General features: G+C 35.3%; 14 protein-coding genes and 1 rRNA gene. All 15 read right to left on the bottom strand.

Annotation, left to right across the window (positions count from 1 at the left end; translation table 11 throughout):
• Positions 1 to 15: 15 nt before the first annotated feature.
• Positions 16 to 1,531 (bottom strand): 16S ribosomal RNA (locus AAEU33_RS06735).
• 714 nt (positions 1,532 to 2,245) lie between these two features.
• On the bottom strand, positions 2,246 to 2,869 hold the full coding sequence (locus tag AAEU33_RS06730; RefSeq protein WP_345991594.1) for a hypothetical protein: 624 nt from the start codon (positions 2,867 to 2,869) through the stop codon (positions 2,246 to 2,248).
• A gap of 66 nt (positions 2,870 to 2,935) precedes the next feature.
• Positions 2,936 to 3,799, bottom strand: coding sequence for a dTDP-4-dehydrorhamnose reductase (rfbD, locus tag AAEU33_RS06725; RefSeq protein WP_345991592.1), 864 nt, complete (start codon positions 3,797 to 3,799; stop codon positions 2,936 to 2,938).
• On the bottom strand, positions 3,799 to 4,284 hold the full coding sequence (locus AAEU33_RS06720) for an acyl-CoA thioesterase (RefSeq protein ID WP_172281071.1): 486 nt from the start codon (positions 4,282 to 4,284) through the stop codon (positions 3,799 to 3,801). The genes rfbD and AAEU33_RS06720 overlap by 1 nt, the downstream gene beginning before the upstream one ends.
• Positions 4,285 to 4,353: 69 nt before the next feature.
• Entirely contained in the window at positions 4,354 to 4,857 is a 504-nt protein-coding gene (locus AAEU33_RS06715; protein WP_172281073.1) for an OmpH family outer membrane protein, read from the bottom strand.
• 65 nt (positions 4,858 to 4,922) lie between these two features.
• Complete coding sequence (locus tag AAEU33_RS06710) at positions 4,923 to 5,477, bottom strand: OmpH family outer membrane protein (RefSeq protein ID WP_172281075.1); 555 nt, start codon at positions 5,475 to 5,477, stop codon at positions 4,923 to 4,925.
• A 7-nt stretch (positions 5,478 to 5,484) separates the two neighbouring features.
• Positions 5,485 to 8,040: an outer membrane protein assembly factor BamA gene (bamA, locus tag AAEU33_RS06705; RefSeq protein WP_172281077.1), complete on the bottom strand. Its 2,556-nt coding sequence runs from the start codon at positions 8,038 to 8,040 to the stop codon at positions 5,485 to 5,487.
• Positions 8,041 to 8,069: 29 nt separating this feature from the next.
• Complete coding sequence (gene uppS, locus AAEU33_RS06700) at positions 8,070 to 8,819, bottom strand: polyprenyl diphosphate synthase (protein WP_172281079.1); 750 nt, start codon at positions 8,817 to 8,819, stop codon at positions 8,070 to 8,072.
• A 5-nt stretch (positions 8,820 to 8,824) separates the two neighbouring features.
• Complete coding sequence (locus tag AAEU33_RS06695) at positions 8,825 to 9,718, bottom strand: DUF6089 family protein (protein ID WP_172282395.1); 894 nt, start codon at positions 9,716 to 9,718, stop codon at positions 8,825 to 8,827.
• Between the two features lie 212 nt (positions 9,719 to 9,930).
• Complete coding sequence (locus AAEU33_RS06690) at positions 9,931 to 12,414, bottom strand: polysaccharide biosynthesis tyrosine autokinase (RefSeq protein ID WP_345991587.1); 2,484 nt, start codon at positions 12,412 to 12,414, stop codon at positions 9,931 to 9,933.
• 4 nt (positions 12,415 to 12,418) lie between these two features.
• Positions 12,419 to 13,297 carry a polysaccharide biosynthesis/export family protein gene (locus AAEU33_RS06685; protein ID WP_172281083.1) on the bottom strand — a complete coding sequence of 293 codons (879 nt, stop codon included), beginning with the start codon at positions 13,295 to 13,297 and terminating at the stop codon, positions 12,419 to 12,421.
• Between the two features lie 36 nt (positions 13,298 to 13,333).
• On the bottom strand, positions 13,334 to 14,452 hold the full coding sequence (locus tag AAEU33_RS06680; protein WP_273649875.1) for an MraY family glycosyltransferase: 1,119 nt from the start codon (positions 14,450 to 14,452) through the stop codon (positions 13,334 to 13,336).
• A gap of 111 nt (positions 14,453 to 14,563) precedes the next feature.
• The gene (locus AAEU33_RS06675) at positions 14,564 to 15,565 is read right to left on the bottom strand and encodes a glycosyltransferase family 2 protein (RefSeq protein WP_345991584.1); all 1,002 of its coding nucleotides are present in this window, start codon (positions 15,563 to 15,565) and stop codon (positions 14,564 to 14,566) included.
• Between the two features lie 6 nt (positions 15,566 to 15,571).
• Positions 15,572 to 16,642, bottom strand: coding sequence for a formimidoylglutamase (locus AAEU33_RS06670; protein WP_345991583.1), 1,071 nt, complete (start codon positions 16,640 to 16,642; stop codon positions 15,572 to 15,574).
• 109 nt (positions 16,643 to 16,751) lie between these two features.
• A complete protein-coding gene (topA, locus tag AAEU33_RS06665) occupies positions 16,752 to 19,283 on the bottom strand; it encodes a type I DNA topoisomerase (RefSeq protein ID WP_345991581.1) in 2,532 nt (843 codons plus the stop codon).
• Positions 19,284 to 19,336: the final 53 nt, after the last annotated feature.

Below are 19,336 nucleotides of genomic sequence, written 5' to 3'. Positions count from 1 at the left end.
TTCTTCAACGCTCTAAAATGAGATGTTCCAGCCGCACCTTCCGGTACGGCTACCTTGTTACGACTTAGCCCTAGTTACCTGTTTTACCCTAGGCAGCTCCTGTTACGGTCACCGACTTCAGGTACCCCAGACTTCCATGGCTTGACGGGCGGTGTGTACAAGGCCCGGGAACGTATTCACCGCGCCATGGCTGATGCGCGATTACTAGCGATTCCAGCTTCATAGAGTCGAGTTGCAGACTCCAATCCGAACTGAGACCAGCTTTCGAGATTAGCATCCAGTCGCCTGGTAGCAGCCCTCTGTACTGGCCATTGTATTACGTGTGTGGCCCAAGGCGTAAGGGCCGTGATGATTTGACGTCATCCCCACCTTCCTCTCTACTTGCGTAGGCAGTCTCACTAGAGTCCCCAACTGAATGATGGCAACTAGTGACAGGGTTGCGCTCGTTGCAGGACTTAACCTAACACCTCACGGCACGAGCTGACGACAACCATGCAGCACCTTGAAAAATGTCCGAAGAAAAGCCTATTTCTAAGCCTGTCATTTCCCATTTAAGCCTTGGTAAGGTTCCTCGCGTATCATCGAATTAAACCACATAATCCACCGCTTGTGCGGGCCCCCGTCAATTCCTTTGAGTTTCAAACTTGCGTTCGTACTCCCCAGGTGGCTAACTTATCACTTTCGCTTAGTCTCTGAATCCGAAAACCCAAAAACGAGTTAGCATCGTTTACGGCGTGGACTACCAGGGTATCTAATCCTGTTCGCTCCCCACGCTTTCGTCCATCAGCGTCAGTTAAGACATGGTAACCTGCCTTCGCAATTGGTGTTCTAAGTAATATCTATGCATTTCACCGCTACACTACTTATTCCAGCTACCTCTACCTTACTCAAGACCCGCAGTATCAATGGCAGTTTCATAGTTAAGCTATGAGATTTCACCACTGACTTACGAGTCCGCCTACGGACCCTTTAAACCCAATAAATCCGGATAACGCTTGCACCCTCCGTATTACCGCGGCTGCTGGCACGGAGTTAGCCGGTGCTTATTCGTATAGTACCTTCAGCTACCCTCACGAGGGTAGGTTTATCCCTATACAAAAGAAGTTTACAACCCATAGGGCCGTCATCCTTCACGCGGGATGGCTGGATCAGGCTCTCACCCATTGTCCAATATTCCTCACTGCTGCCTCCCGTAGGAGTCTGGTCCGTGTCTCAGTACCAGTGTGGGGGATCACCCTCTCAGGCCCCCTAAAGATCATTGACTTGGTGAGCCGTTACCTCACCAACTATCTAATCTTGCGCGTGCCCATCTCTATCCACCGGAGTTTTCAATATCAAATGATGCCATCTAATATATTATGGGGTATTAATCTTCCTTTCGAAAGGCTATCCCCCTGATAAAGGTAGGTTGCACACGTGTTCCGCACCCGTGCGCCGCTCTCTAGACCCCGAAAGATCTATACCGCTCGGCTTGCATGTGTTAGGCCTCCCGCTAGCGTTCATCCTGAGCCAGGATCAAACTCTCCATTGTATGTTTGTCTGACTCACTCAAAGTTTTGACGCTTTAGTTTTTCCTTACTTGGTTGTTATATTGTATTTCAATGATCTCTTTTCTTCCGCTTTTCTCTAAAGCTTTTTTCTGTCGTTATTGCTTTAGATTTGCGAGTGCAAAAGTAATTAATGTTTTTGAACCGACCAAATGTTTTTGAAGAAAATTTTAAAGTTTTTTCTGTAACCTTAATCCCTCTCAAACACTTATCTCAATTTTACTCCGCGCTCCCTTAATTGGGACTGCAAAGATACAAACTTTTCTCAATTTTCAAAATAAATTATTATTTATTTTTTTAAATCTTCGTTTATAATTACTCTCTTCTGCGCTACCTACTATCTCTCGTTTTCAGTGGGGCAAAAGTACATCTTATTCATCAAACAATCCAAATCATTTTATACTTAAATTCATATTTAGTTCATATTTGATCTTAACTCGCTGATAAGCAACTCCAAAAATTTCAATGCTTTTTCCTGGATTTAGAATGATAAAGGCGAAAACATAGGAGAAAACTGCCATAACAAGGGAAATGGAAAAAAATAAAAGCTAAGAAAAGAAGGGTTTTTATCAAAAAGAAAAGTATAAAAGATGAAGAGACGGGTAAATACTAGATAAAGTTTACATATAGTATATATAAAAGAAAAACGACCTCTATGAATTTGAGGTCGTTATTTTATACACACAAGAAGATTCTTCTTACTTAGAATCTAATTTGGTATATATTAAACTTAAAAATTCAGCAAAAGATTTTTCCAGTCCAATAATATCACCTGATTTAAGGTTTAATCCACCAACTCCAGTATTATCAGATTTTACTTTGAGAGCTGACACCTGGAAATACTGATTGGTTTCATTTGTCTTAGGCTGCACTTTGATCGTAGAGCCTAATAATTTCCTTGTAGATATGGTATACACTTCACCCGGAACAACGTCTATTACAAAAAAAGATCTTGGAGATAACAAATAGTCTTTCTTATTAACACTAATTTTTTGATCTTTATCCGAGGATGCAAACAAAAATATATGATCTGTTTGTGAAACAAATTTTTCTTTTGGCAAATAATATAAATTCAATTTATAATTTGAAGGATTAAAAGCCTGATGAGATCCATCTACATTGTTAAAAGGCTGTAAAGAAATTGCATTTGCTCCGATTTCTTTTGCTTTTTTAAATATCATAGAAAAAACAGCAGCATCGTCTTTCGAAAAACCACGCACTTCAACTTCTCCCAGATATTGCGCATCTTTTATTTCCTCTTTAATTTTAAATAAAAATTTATCTGAGTTATCATTTGTTTTCTCAACTTTTGTTAAATACACATTTTGTGCATTAAAAAAATGAATGGCAAAAACAAAAATTACAATTGCAAGGTTCTTCATAGATATTTATTGTTGTGAAAGAATGCTAACACATTCTTCAAGACTATTCTCCCAATGTTTGGGTTCAATTTTATAAACTTCTTCAATTTTGTCTAAGCACATTGTACTTCTCTTAGGTCTTTTGGCCGGAGTAGGATATTGTTCAGTAGTCAGTGCATTTAATTTAACAGAAGATTCTGATAATTCAGCAATTTTTTTTGCAAACTCATACCAGGTGGTTTCAGGATAATTTGAAAAATGGAAAACACCAAAGTTCTTACGTGAGGTTTTAATAATCTCCATAATGGCCTCTGCAAGATCATTTGCGTTAGTCGGTTGTCCGAATTGGTCTGCTACAATTCCCAACTCATCCTTTTGCGAAAACAAGTTCAGCATGGTTTTTACAAAATTCTTATTGAATTCAGAATACAGCCAGGAGGTTCTTAGGATAATTGTTTGAGGGTTAATTTCCAATGCAAGTTCTTCTCCTCTTAATTTAGATGCTCCATATACCCCAATCGGATTTGTAAAGTCATCTTCTGAATAGCATAAATTTGTTTCTCCATCAAAAACATAGTCCGTAGAAACATGTATTAAAACTGTTTTATGTTCAGAACATGCCTGGGCAAGATATGCTACCCCATCAGCATTTACTGCAAATGCTTTTTCTTTCTCTTTTTCAGCCAGATCTACCGCTGTATACGCTGATGCATTGATACAGAAGTCCGGCTTATTATCGTAAAAGAAGGTGTCTACCTGATCTTCATCTGTAATATCAAGGGTCTGAGAGTCCGTAAAAATAAATTCATAATCACTTTCAAAATCAGGGGCTATTTTCCTTATACAATTGCCTAACTGACCATTACTGCCTATAACAACTATTTTCTTCATTATGGATTTTTTGCGTTTTGGGATCTTAAAAACTTAACTCTTGATTGAAAATCTTTTTCTTCTAAATCTACGTAGAACTTATGGAAAATTTCTTTAATATCTTCAGGATGTATATCTGATTTTCTTGTTTTAACATTAAAATAAATTACGGTTACCCATAAAACAGCATGAATTGTACTTTCATCAAGACTCTTCATAAGAATTTCAACTTTTGCAGTTCTGTCCTGTATGTCGATTGTTTTGCTGCTGATTACAACCTGGGTATTGTATCTTACTTCTTTCAGGTATGCTATTTCATTCTGTATAGCAATCCAGGTACAGCCAGTTTTTTTGGTGTACTCTTCATAAGTAAAACCATAAAATGTTTCAACGTGATCTTCTCTCGCATTAAACATATAATCCAAATACTTTACATTATTGAGATGCCCGATAGGATCGCAATCACTGAATCTGACTTTTACCGTTGTTGATACTTCTTTTTCCATTTGGCAAAAATAAAAAAACCACCCCTAAAAGAGGTGGTAAGTTTTATAAATGTTTGTTAATTTGTTAGATTATTGAACACCTAATTCTTTTTTTACAGCTGGAGTCGCATCCGGACCTCCTTTGTATACAAATGCAGAAGAGTTTGCATCCATAATGAAATCGTATCCTGCAGCTTTAGCTACTTTAGATACAGCCTCGTTTAGTTTCTTCTCAATAGGCTCGTAAGCAGCATCTTGTTTAGCCACAAAATCTTTCTGAGCTTTATCGTTCATTTGTTGAATTTCTTCTTGCATTTTAGCTAATTCAGCTTCTCTTGCTTTGTTTTCATCGGCAGTTTTCTTAGGAGCTTCCTCAGAATATTGCTTTAATTTAGCTTGTCCAGCATCTGCTTTCTTTTTGATCTCAGCTTGCTTAGTATCTAAGAAAGTCTTTAAGTCAGCATCAGCCTTTTTCTTTTCAGGCATTGCGTTAAGAACACCTATAACATCTAAAGTAGCAATTTTTTGAGCTTTTGCCATACCTACAGATACAACCATCATTACTGCTGCAAATAATACACTTAATTTTTTCATAATTGGTAAATAAATAATTTAATTTGTTTTAGATTTTTAATTTAAGTAAAAGTTAATTCCATCGATTACTTTTTACCTCTTGTATTAGTTTTTTCTTTCTTTTCTGTTCCTTTTAAAAGAATGTCTAGTACTTTGTCTGTATAGTCATATCTTTTTTGAAGAAAAATAACATTAATGTTATTGCTTTTATCAAGAACTATGCCCAAGCCATTTTTCTCGGACATGGTTTTTACAGCGTTCCAAATTTGATCCTGAAAAGGTTCAACGAGATTAGATCTCAATTTTGTAATCTCCCCGTTTGTTCCAAAGCGTAAACTTGTTGTTGTTTTAATGTTCTTGTCGAGATCCATTACTTCCTTTTCTCTCAGTTTGAGCTGGTCTCCAACTAATAACACTCTCTCATTTTCAAATGCAGATCTTTTCTTTTCATACTCAGCATTCAAACTCTGAAGTTCCGATTCCCAAGTATCAATCTGCGAATTTAATCTTGCTTCTGCCTCTTTATATTGTGGAAGCTTGTTCAAAATATATTCTGTATCAACTACTCCAATTTTCTGCGCATTGCTAAAACTGAAGAGCAAAAATAATACAAATGTGAAAATGATTTTAATTTTTTTCATGTGATCATTATAATGATTGGTTCATTAAGAAGTGTGTCTTCCATCCTGAAGGCTCTGATGAGTTTATTGGTTTATCAAATCCATAAGCAAAATCAAATCCGATCAATCCAAATGCTCCCATATATACTCTTACCCCTACCCCCACTGATCTTTTTAACTGGAAAGGATTGTAGCTTCCCCATGAATTCCAAACGTTACCTCCTTCAGCAAAGGTTAATGCATAAATTTTTGCTGTCTGATTTAATGATATCGGATATCTTAGCTCCAATGTAAATCTATTATAAATGGTACCTCCTCCTTGTGGAGTGATATCTCCCTGAGTACCATCTCCTCCGTAAGTAGAAGCATTTTCATAACCTCTTAAAGGAATTAACTCTCTACCGTCATATCTTCCTCCGAAAAGCCCGGTTCCTCCCATATAGAATCTCTCGAAAGGTGGTGCTCCCAACTGCTTGTTATAACCATCCATGAAGCCCATTTCGGCAGAAGACCTTAGAACTAACTTACCTGCAATTTCGTTATAAACATCAGCTTTGAATTTAATTTTATAAAATTCCATCCACTTATATTTATCCGTAGGCGACATTGTAGAATAGTCTTTATTACTAAACAATGAATATGGTGGGGTTAACTTAGCAGAAAGTTCGATATTGGAACCCATTGTAGGGAATATCGGGTCGATACCTGCAGAGTTTCTGCTTAGCCCTAAATTTAAACTTAAGTTATTTGCTGAACCATAATTTTCTTGTGATCCTCCGAAATCAAACGGATAGTTTTTAAAGTCATACTTTTGATACTGAATTCCTGTATACAATGAGAAATAATCATCCGGCCATTTCAATAGTCTGTTTAACCCAACAGATGCTGAAAAAATGTTCAATCTTGAAGGGTCAGTACTTGTCGTTGTAACTGACGTACTATATCTAACAATTGAGTTATTAATACTTACAGAAAGTGCCGTTGGCTTTGTTCCGAATAACCATGGTTCAGTAAATGATACCCCATAATTCTGAAAATATTGTCCGGCCTGAGCCTGAATAGACAGGGTCTGTCCATCTCCCTGAGGTACAGGTCTGAAATCCTTAAACTTCAGGAAGTTTTTCAAAGAGAAGTTATTAAAGGTTAAACCTAATGTTCCGATAAAGCTATTTCCTCCATACCCCGCTTGTAGCTGTACTTGCGAAGATCCTTTTTCAACAAGTTTCCAGTTGATGTCTACTGTATTGTCCTGCTGATTTGGCTGGATATCCTGACCGATCTGTTGCGGATCAAAGAAAGACATACCTGCTAAATCAAAATAAGTTCTTTTGATTTCGGTTTTCTTAAATAGCTCCCCCGGTTTTGTTCTTAATGCCCTCAGAATTACATGGTCATGAGTTGTTGTATTTCCTTGCCAAGTAACTCTGTTCCAAGTTGCCTGTTCTCCTTCGTTTACTCTGATTTCCAAATTGATAGAATCACCAGATACTGATTTTTCAACAGGGGTTACATTAGAGAAAAGATAACCATTATTCATGTATACCGATTTGATATCGGAATCATCCTCCTTACCTCCATCTTCTCCAACTTTTTTGTTGAAACCTACTGCATCATAAATATCTCCTTTTTTATAACCGAGAAGTCTTTGCAAGTATTCTGTGGCATATACTGTATTTCCGGTAAAAGTGATATCTCCGATATAGTATTTTTTACCTTCTTTTAATTTTACGTTGATTTCGTAATTATTTCTTTTATTTCTCCAAACAGAATCGGACACTATAGCAGCATCTCTATAACCTAATGAGTTATAGTAGCTGATCAGGCTTTGTTTATCTTCCTGATATTTATCTTCGATAAATTTTGAGGATTTCAAGATACCACCGATCCCAAATCTTTTTTGTTTGGTTTCTTTAAATGCTTTGTTTCTAAGTTTAGAATCGCTCACATTTTCGTTCCCTTCGAACTCAATATGATCAATCTTTACTCTTTTGCCTTTATCTACATTGATGGTCCAGTCCACTAAAGCAGGGTCATTTGCATTTACTTTATCCTGAATAGAAATCTTTGCATCTGCAAAACCTTTCTTAATATAGTCTTTAGGAACATTTGTTTTTAGGCTTGAAACTAAATTCTGTGTAATTTTAGTTCCCGGCTTAAGGTTATTATCCTTAGCTAGTTTCTCGCTTTTTGACTTTCCAATTCCTTTACCGGAAAATTTAACTTCTCCAAGTTCTTTTAAGTCCTGCAAGTAAAATTTCAAAACTACTGTTTCTCCTTCAATACTTTGAACATAAACCTCTACTTCTGAAAATGATTGGGTATCCCAAAGCTTTTTGATAGCATTGCTAACTTTTTGTCCGGGGATATCCACACTTTCTCCTTTAGATAATCCTGTAAATCTTAAGATTTGCGCAGGTGTATATTTCTTAACCCCATCTACAACAATGTCTTTAAGAACGTAGGTTCCTGTTTGGTTTTCTGCATGCACAGGGTTATTCACTTTTGTGCTATCCTGTGGAGTCACCTGTCCATAAAAATGTGCAGAAGCAACAAACATGATGATGGGTAATAGTCTAAACTTCATTTTATCGTAGTCTTTCTTTTCTTTAAATTTTACTGGATTTTTATTTGTTCGCCGGTTAGGCCATATCTCCTTTCTTTGTTTTGATAGTCTACAATACATTGGAAGAAAATATCTTTTGTGAAATCTGGCCACAGAACATTTAAAAACTGGAGTTCTGCATAGGCGATCTGCCAAAGAAGAAAATTACTAATTCTTATTTCACCACTGGTTCTTATTAATAAATCGACAGGTGGAAAATCTTTTGTATAGAGATAATTTTCGAATAATTTCTCATCAATATTCTCTACATCCACCTTGCCTTCTTTTACATCAGAACTTATATTTCTCACGGCATTCAGGATCTCGTTTTGCGAGCCATAACTGATCGCTAATACTAAATTACCTTTTGTGTTTTCTTTTGTTAATTCAACCACTCTTAGCAGCTGCTCTTTTACAAGAGGTGGCAGCTTATCCAGATTCCCAATAACATGCATTCTTAGCCCCTTACTGAAAATTTCTTCCGCTTCAAGCAATAATGTTTCAGTAAGCAAATTCATTAAAGTATTTACTTCATCACTCGGCCGGTTCCAATTCTCCGAAGAGAATGTATACAATGTTAAATATGGGATATTGATCTCATTACACGCATTAATGGCATTTCTCACAGCATTAATGGCATTTTTATGACCAAAAGTTCTTTCTTCACCACGAGATTTTGCCCATCTTCCATTGCCATCCATAATGATGGCAACATGTTTTGGTAAATTCTCTGAATTTATTTTATCTTTAATCAACGACATACTAATTACTCACAATAACACGGAGGTCTTCCAAAGGAGAATGTAAGACCTAAGCTAAAGGTATTCATCCAATCCTTAGATTTTGTATCTCCAACATTTCTTCCATTAACAAATGCAGCTTCTCTTTCTTTTGAAACAGCATAATAATTTCCTGTTTGCAATAAAGACCCTCCTGTTGTAGGGTTTACTATATCTCCATTATAGGTAGATACAACATCTTTAGTTAATATTTTACTATGATCCAACTGATCTGTTAATGTATATCTAAACGTAGCTTCCGCAAATATTGCCCAGCTATGGTTAAATTTATATTTTAATCCGACTCCAAAAGGAATATGCATTGTTACTTTCTTACCCAGAGAATATTCTGCTCTTGTAGTAAAATCCCTTTCATTAATCGGAGCTTGTGCTACTCCATCTGCATCTCTTCTAAAGTCATTCACTAAAGTCGCTTTAGGAGCATCAAACATTAAACCTCCAATACCCCCAAATATATAAGGGCTAACCATACTTATCTGCTCATTATTTACCGGGAAAAAATTATATTCAAATACCAAACTTGCTTCATATACATTATTCTTTCCAAATGAGTTTCTATTTCTTCTATAATCTTCTTTCGCTGCTTTATCACTGAACTGTACCTGATTATAACCTAAATCTAGTCTAACAGTTTGGTAGGGATTAAAATTAAATCTATATAATATACCACCATAAAATGGAACTCCCCAATCTGATGCTCTGCTTAAATCCAACGGCTTTTGTAAAATATAACTCGTACTTCCTATATCACCCACTAGGTTACTCATACCTAGACGAACTCCCAATTCGTTTCTTTGTGCTTTCACACCAGTCATTGTTCCAAGGACGGCCAGGAAGCTAAATAATAATTTTTTATTCATAAAAGAATATGGATTTATGGTTATTTTAAAATTTAATTTTTGCAAATATAAAACATTTTTATATTAATGATATTCTTAATGTTTAGTTAAAAACAAACAAAAAAACATAATTTGTTATAAAGTAAACGACAAAGTACCGAAAATATTCTTTTTTTAATAGAATCAATAAAAGCCTTATATAATAAACCCTCATTAAATGAGGGTTTAATGTTTTATTTTTTATTAAAAATTGCCTGTATTTTATTTCTTATTTTAATCAATAGCGGCTCTTTGTAATTTTTGTCCTCATCAAAATAGCCATAACCGTATCCGTATCCATAGCCATAACCATATCCCTGCTTTATAATATAATCATTATATACAAGACCAAGGTTTTCAATCTCATTATTATGATATTTTTCCGTAATCATTTTAAGCATATACTTTTCAGTATATTCATGACGCACCACATAGATGTTAGTATCAGAATATTTCATCAATTCATATGAGTCTGCGACAAGCCCTACCGGCGGGGAATCGATAATGATAAAATCATAAATCTCCCTTAACTCTTCAATGAATTTAATATTCTTTTTACTCATTAACAGTTCTGACGGGTTCGGAGGAATTGGCCCTGAAGTAGCAACATCAAGATTTGGAATTGTTGTTTTATTGATAATCTGGTCAATGGAAACTTCGCCTGTAAGATAATTCGAAATTCCATATTTATTATCAATTTTGAAATCACCGAATATTTTTGGTTTTCTTAGGTCCATTCCCAAAAGAATAGTCTTTTTATCACTTAAACCAAGAACTGAAGCAAGGTTAATTGAAACATATGTTTTACCTTCCCCTCCAATCGATGAAGTAATTAAAACAACTTTACTTTTTTCATTTTCATCAGACAAAAATCGCATATTCGCCCTTATTCCTCTAAATGCTTCAGAAACTGAAGACTTAGGCTGATCAAGCACGGTAAGCATATTCTCATTATTATTATTACCTACCACTCCAAGCAATGGAATTTTGGTAGCACTCAATAACTCTTTAATATTTCTTATTTTATTATCCAGCAATTCTCCGATTAAAATAAACAAAAACGGCAGAAGTAATAAACCTCCCATAATGACCAGCTTCGTTCCTTTTACATTGGGCCCGATAGGAGACTGTCCTACATTTTTGGCAGGGTCAATAACAGATATATCAGATTGATTCGTCGCCATCCTCATCTTAGTTTCATTCTGCCTTCCCAGTAAACTATTATAAGTGGCTTCAATCATATTGTACCCTCTTTCTGCATCCAAATACTTTCTTTCCTTTTCAGGGTAAGCATCAAGATCCGCATTAGCTTCAGCTACCTGTTGATTAATCTTATTGATTTCAACATTAAATCCATTATAGTAATTGCTCAAAGAGTTGGAAGAGCTCAATTTTGCATCACTGATCAACCTGTTGATTTCTTTCATAGGTTCTGAATTTGGCGTATAAATCGTAGCCATTTCTCTCCTTTTAAGATACAATGCTTTAAGTTCCGAAACTGAAGCCGTAAACATTCCGTCTTCGAATCCTGCAGCATTTGTACTGATCATTTTATCAAAATTCTGGTTCTCCAGTGTGTTCTTAATAAGATTAAGGGAGTTAATTTTACTGGTCAGGTCCGCCTTTTTTGCTTCCAATTCCTTAATCTTCGTCAGAGATTTTTCATCTCTATCTTTAATGTCGTAGAGCTTTTCCGAAGTTTTTAAATAGTTGAGAACAGTAGCACTTGAATCCAGTTTCTTTCTTACTCCTGTAAGATTATCCTGAAGATAGGTTTCCGTATTTTTATCGACGGTCATTTTATCAAGCATCCTTTTCTTCTGTAACTCACTTACAGACTTGTTAAGGAAATTTACAGTTCCATTAAGATTGAAACCTGTTTTTGTAATGATCATAATAGAATTGATCTCCTTATCAAACTCTACTCCGATGGTTGATACAATCTCATTAACGGACTGATTGACAGAACTAAGATTAACAATAATATTATCCAGTTTAATATTTGGGGTTATTGGATTCTGAAGCAATCTAAATTTTATATTAGGTGCTGTGAACCATTCTCCTACTTTAATTATTTTATTCGATGGTCTTTTAAAGCTATGAATATCCTGAAAACCCTCCACTTCATAATTATACAAATGAGTTGATTCTCCTTTATCGGGTAATACCACTTCATAAGTATTTCCTCCTTTTGGCATCAGTGTAATAGGATAATTAATCTGTTGTAGGTGTTTCTTATCAATCTGCACAAAGACCGGTGAATCGTCTTTATCCAGATAAGTAGATTTTATAGATCCTTTTGTAGAATAGTTAACAAAAAGATCAAGCTCCTTTACAAGAAATTCATTGTGTGATCTTGACAAAAGCATTTTTTTCAAATAAATCCCGTCTTGATTTCCTCCCTGTCCCCAAATAAAGTTAATTGACTGGTTAGGAGTAAAGTAGCTGGAAGTATTATTAGACACACTTAAAGAAAGGTTTGAAGCATAAATACTCTGTGCATAATATTTACCATACATCCATGAGATACAGTAGCCAATAAACAGCATTAAAACAAACCAATACCAGTTCTTTAATATCCTTCTTAAAAAGTGCTCAACATCAAACAATTCAAAAGAACCGGTTTTATCTTTTTGAGAATTATTCTTCTCAACGTTAGTTTCTTTTCCTGGAATCATGATATTAAAGTCTTGTTAGGATTAAATAAACTGACAACGCTGTAGTAATTAATGAAATTCCTGTTGTGATCGTCTGTACAGGGTCTTTTCCCAATCCATTCAAGCTTTTTCCTCTGGTATTAAGATAGATTTCATCACCATTTTGCACATAATAATATGGTGAATTCATTACATCTTCCCGGGTTAAATCTATTTTCGCAATTTTAATTCCTTCCGGTAATTTTCTGTGGATAACAATTGTTTTTCTATCTACACTCTTATTTAAACCTCCATTAATTGCCAGTGCTTCGGTAATGGTAAGCGTATTTTTGTGAGCCACTTTTTCTCCCGTAATAGCAACAGCTTCCGTGTCTCCAAGAATATAATAAGTTATCCCGTCCGTATTTAATCTCACCTGAGACTTTCCATCCTGGAAATTTTCATTTACTTTCTCCTGGATCTCTTTGGTGATATCTTCGATAGTACGTCCTTCTGCTTTGATGTAACCGATTCCAAAAACATTAATATCTCCATTGGAATCCACTTTTAAACCATTAAAATAGAAATTGGTATTTCCTCCGCCTCCACTTCCTCCACTTCCGCTTCCAACACGTCCTAAAGTTCCTATAGTTGTGGGATTAACCCCGGGAGCAACTGTACTACCGGAAGTATTTAAAGTAGAATAAAACTGCGCTGCATCGCCCTTTGGAGTAGTAACAATATTGAGATTCAGTATATCGTTCTTCGTGATCCTGTATACGGGAATGTTGTAAGGAACAAGACCTTCCTCATTGATCACAAGATTTTCATTAGGCTGCATATATCTTACATCTTTTTTTGTGATACAAGATGTAATGAAAAAAGGCAGGATTAAAAGGGATAAATATTTAAAATTTCTTATCATAATCAAATGTTGTTTACAAAAATAAAAATTTAATTGTTACTTCCTATTATTTCTTATCCGATAAATAAAATCCGGCAAATAAGCACCAGTAAAGCCCAGCACAAGTATCACCAATAACAACAAATTTACATTTATATGTCTTAAAAAATAAGCCACCATTACTATAAAAAGATAATAGACGACAATATAAAAACCCGATCTTCTATGGGTAAAGTCAAGCTTCAGAAGCTTATGGTGTATATGATTCTTATCCGCATCAAAGGGAGATTTTTTATTCCAAAGTCTTACAAAGATGACATTCAAAGTATCTACAATAGGTAAAATCAATATGGCTACAGCTATCGCCGGAGCTGACTGTAAGTGATACCTTGGAATATCCGGAAGCTTTTTATCTATAAATATATCGATAAAACAGATGCTTGTAAATGCCAATAAAAATCCTAACAACATAGATCCGGTATCTCCCATGAATATCTTATTGGTCCTGTAATTCGAGAGGTTATAGTATAAAAAAGCCAAAACAGCCCCAATGATAACAACGGACAATACGACCAGAGGATAATTATATTCTCCTAATCTATAATAACTTATCCCAAACAATGCACTGCATATCACTGAATACCCTCCAGCGAGTCCGTCAATACCATCAATGAGATTAAATGCATTAATAAGAACAATAAAAGTAATGACACTAAATATAACACTTACAACATACTCAAGTTCATAAATGCCAAAGATCCCAAAGAGATTTCTGATTCTTATATCAGATCCTATAACGATAAGCGTGGATACCACAATCTGGGCAACAAGCTTTTTGTAAGCTCTCATCACTACAATATCGTCCATTACTCCTACATAAAGGAGAATGAGCAATGAAGCAAATAAAAACTTATACAGATCAAAAAGTTCATAGGCAAAAATAGAAGTACAAATACCTATAGAATAGAAAATAGCAATTCCTCCAAGATTGGGAATTTTTCTCAAGTGTGAACTTCTTACCCCCGGCTCATCCATCAGATTTTTTCTTCTAGAAATTTTAATAATGGTTGGGATAGAGAAAAACGTGATTAAAAAAGAAAACAAGAATCCAAATCCTATTTTTACATAAAAAATAGAAATATCCATCTCGCTTAAGAACAATTCAAAATTCTTCATTTTTTCCTATTTAAGTACTTTCATTATGCTTTAGCACTCATTACTTAAGATCTGCTAAATAGTATCTATGAAATTTGTAATATATCGAAATGACAGTACTTACATTTGTGTTTAAATCAACTTTCTTATCAATTTTTTTTGCCCTGCAAAAAACAATAGATAAAATATCTTTTTTTTCAGTGGCAAATATAAAATATAATTCTTACCAAAACGACTATAGAACAATATATCTTTAATTTTAATATTCCTTTCCTCTATAAAATTTTTCAGCTGATCAGCCATATCATAAAAAACTTTATCATCTTTTACAAACGCCAGATAGGCCAAAAAACTATATACTCCCTCTAAAATCTGGAAGTTTTTCAGTTCCTCTTTTTTTGTTGAATAGGATGATGTTTTAAATTCAGATTCTACATCTTTTACTGCTTTGAGGATATCCAATCCTTTTTCAGTATGTGTTTTAGTGATAGAATCATTTCTTTCCAAATAGTGATAATGAAAGTTTTGCGTCTGTGCTACAATCTTACACTTGAGTAAAAGTTGTGGAATGAGCTGAATGTCTTCAAAATGCACCCCTCTTTTGAACCTTTTATCATTAAAAAGTTCCTTCCGGAACAACTTGTTGCATGCAAAATAGCTGAGATCAGAAAAAACAGAAAAGTTTTTCTCCAAATCAATTTTTTCCGGCATATTAGGAATTTGAGTAAGCTTTTGGGTAACAATTCCCGACTCGTCCACTTTTTGAATATTACAGATGACCATTTCGGCATTATGCTTTTCCGCAAGGTTAAACATTTCTTCAAACATGGTTTTTCCGACATAATCATCACTATCCACAAAACCAATATAATCTCCCGTCGCCCGATCGATGGCAAAATTCCGGGCATCGCTTAAACCTCCATTTTCTTTCTTCCAAACTTTTAGTCTTTCCGGAAAACGCTGGCCATATTCCTGTGCAATCAATCCAGAATTATCACTGCTACCATCGTCCACAACGATAATTTCAATTTCCTGCAGACTTTGATTAACCAAAGAGTCGAGACATTTAGCCAAATAATTTTCAACATTATAAACAGGAACTATGATAGAAACTTTTGAGGGAACAGTATTCATTATAAATTAAATTTTCGTCAGCCTTACATTCAACCAGCCTTTCTTTGCTTCGTCAAAATCTTTTCTTGAACAAGGAATACAACTCTCAATATTCTCATCATCTCCAAAATACCACAGATTACTAAACGTGTCACGCTTAAATGTATATTGGCTATCATCGATCAAGACATAAAAAATTTCGTAGTGCCTTTCTTTTGGGTGTGATCTTTGGATATTGATTCCTTCTATCAGATACCAGATCATCTGTGCCAACAATTGATGATTCAACTGGCTTTCCGAATATATGTTATAATTAAAAATTCCGACAGACTTCAAATTTTCACTCAACCCAATTTCCTTCATGTAAGCGCAAATTTCCCGTCTATTTAGTCCATTCACCTGTGGATTTATTGAAAAAGGTTCTCCAAAACTTTCAATTGCATCACAATTGAGAGTCACCAAATCAGCTTTTCTGAAGAAGGGTTCTGTTTTTTCCGTAGAATTCATCATTTCTGCCAGACGGACAATATCAAACTCAACTTCTTTAATCAGCTTTACAGAATCTACTTCATTCAGGTGCTTCTGATATCCCAGGTGGTGGTAATTCTTAATCGAAAAATTCTTAGCACCCAAAATTTTGCTTAGAAAAGTATGCTCATTGATATGCTCACCCTGTTTAAGAGAAATGACATTACTGATCTGTGTATAATTGATATTTTTTTGATGAAAATTCAATCCTGAAAATAAAGAAAAGGCGAAATCATTAGAACCTCCGATAATGACAGGAATTGCTCTTTTATAGTGACAGGCAGAAAGAACCTCCTGTAAGATATAATGGGAATCCTGAACAGATTTACCGGAAACAAGGTCTCCAAGATCAACGATGGGAATTTCAAAATCCAACTGTGATAATTTATAAAATTCCTTTCTTACAGAGGTAAAATCCTGTACTTCAGCATCGCCACCTGATCCTCTGTAATCTGATACGAAAAGCAAAACAATACTGTCTTCTTTTATTTCTTTGGTAATCTGGTTTCCAATCTGCCAATTCTCAGTTTTGAAATTCCTAGGGGCAATTATAAAATCTTCAAAATTCATTCTCTCTAATTAAGTCTTAAAAACCAAAAATATTAAAATAAAATCATTTAATGGTCATAAAAAAAGCCATTAACACTGTTTGTTAATGGCTTTGTAATATCATTACTTTTTATTTCTTTTTTGTGGCAGTCGCTTTTTTCTTGGCTGCCGGCTTTTTTTTCTCGGCAAAAGCATTTTTATCCTGGGCAGTAATCCACTTTTTCACCTCATCCAATGAAACTTCTTTCAGTTCTTTAGCATCATATTTTGTGTCATCTTTTTTCTTTGGAATTTTGAACATGCTCTTTCCAAACTTAATAAATGGTCCCCATCTTCCATTTTCAATAGATATTTTTTCTTTCTCCCACTGCTGAATATATCTGTTTGCTTCTTTCTCCAGTTTAGAATCAATTAATTCATTAATGTCGCTTTGAGAAAGATTATCGAAATCATACTTTTTAGGAACGTTTACAAAAATACTCTGATATTTGATAAAAGGGCCAAACCTTCCTGTTCCTTTGGTCACCGGCTCTCCCTTGTAGGTTGCAATAGGAGCATCAGCTTTTTTCTTTTCTCCTATAATTTCTTCAGCCCTGTTCTGATCTACAGAAAGCGGATCCTCTCCTTTTGGAATACTGATATACGTTTCACCCCACTTTACATAAGGACCGAATCTCCCCACACCTACTGAAACGGATTGGCCTTCATAATCTTTCAGATCAAAAGGCAGCTTGAATAGTTCCAATGCTTCTTCAAGCGTAATGGTTGCAATATTCTGCCCACTCATTAGCGATGCAAAAGTAGGCTTTTCTTCATCTTCAGTCTCCCCTATCTGGATCATAGCTCCAAATCTTCCAATTCTGGCATGAACATTTTTACCTGTTTTTGGATCAACACCCAACAGCCTATCCCCATTTGCACGGTCTGCATTTTCTTCTACATCTTCAATTCTTGGATGGAATTTGGAATAAAAATCCGTCATCATCTCCTTCCATTTCTGATCTCCGTTTGCAATTTCATCGAAACTTTCTTCAACTCTTGCCGTGAATCCGTAATCAAGAATTTCTTTAAAATGATCAATAAGAAAGTCATTGACTACCTCACCAATATCTGTAGGAACAAATTTATTTTTATCACCTCCGAATTTCTCGTCGAGTACTACCTTTTTAATTTTATCTTTTACCAAAGACATTTTCACCACTTCACGAATCTGTGGCTCAATCTCACGCTTATCAACATACTCACGGTTCTGGATGGTCTGAATGGTAGGCGCATACGTGGAAGGACGGCCTATTCCCAATTCTTCAAGCTTTCTTACCAATCCTGCTTCTGTATATCTTGCGCTGGGTCTGGTGAACTTTTCAGTTGCCGTAATTGATTTATAACTTAAAACTTCTCCTACTTTTACTTTCGGAAGTAATTTCTCATTATTTTCCTCGTCGTCATCTTCCGTTTTTACAATACCGTAAGCTTTAAGGAAACCATCAAAAATAATAACCTCACCCTGAGCTTCAAAATGCTGAGGCAAGCTCGCATTACCTATTTCAATGACCGTTTTTTCAATTTTAGCATTAGCCATCTGAGAGGCCAGCGTTCTTCTGTATATTAATTGATATAATCTGTTTAATTGAGCATCCCCAATACTTTTTACTGCGAAATCAGTCGGTCGTATCGCTTCGTGAGCCTCCTGTGCTGAAGCCGACTTTGTCGTATAATTTCTCGGAGCGGAATATTCTGCACCGTATTCAGATATAATCTGTCTTTTTGATCCTTCGATTGCTTCCTGAGAAAGATTCACGGAATCTGTTCTCATATAGGTAATGTATCCTTCTTCATACAGTCTTTGTGCAAGACGCATAGTGTTTGTTACATTATAACCTAATCTGGAAGAAGCTTCCTGCTGTAATGTAGAAGTAGTAAAAGGAGCAGATGCGGAACGCGTTCCAGGCTTTGTTTCAACATTCAGAACTTTAAACTCTGTTGTTTTTGCCTTTTCCAAAAATTTTTCAGCTTCTTCTTCTTTTTCGAAATCTTTTTTAAGTTTCGCAGCGATTTCCTGATCTTCTTTATTCAGGAAAATCCCGTCAAGCTTAAAGCTTGCTTTAGGATTGAAAGCTCGTATTTCTTTTTCTCTTTCAACAATTAATCTTACGGCTACAGACTGCACTCTACCCGCTGATAATCCCGGTTTTACTTTTTTCCAAAGAACAGGAGACATTTCAAAACCTACGATTCTGTCAAGGACTCTTCTTGCCTGTTGTGCATTAACCAGATTCTGATCGATATCTCTCGGGTTATCAATTGCTTTTAGAATAGCATTTTTAGTAATTTCATGAAAAACAATACGTTTTCTGTTTTCCGGCTTAAGCTTTAATTCATCTGCCAAATGCCATGCAATGGCTTCTCCTTCACGATCCTCATCGGAAGCAAGCCAAACAATTTCAGCTTTTTTAACAGCAGATTTTAATTCTGTTACCAATTTCTTTTTGTCAGCAGAAACTTCGTAATCAGGACTGAATGTCTCAAGGTCTATACCCATCCCTTTTTTAGGTAAATCCCGGATATGTCCGAAACTGGATTTCACCTCAAAATCCTTTCCTAAATATTTCTGAATAGTTTTTGCTTTTGCCGGGGACTCTACAATTACTAAATTTTTCGACATTCTAAAATTTTTGCAAAAGTAAAGCTTTTTTATTACATAGGTTTTGCAATACT

The organism is Chryseobacterium sp. Chry.R1 (genome assembly GCF_039645525.1).
GTDB classification, from domain to species: Bacteria; Bacteroidota; Bacteroidia; order Flavobacteriales; family Weeksellaceae; genus Chryseobacterium; species Chryseobacterium proteolyticum.
The sequence above is the reverse complement of the archived record's forward strand: the minus strand, read 5'-3'. Positions and strand labels throughout refer to the sequence as shown.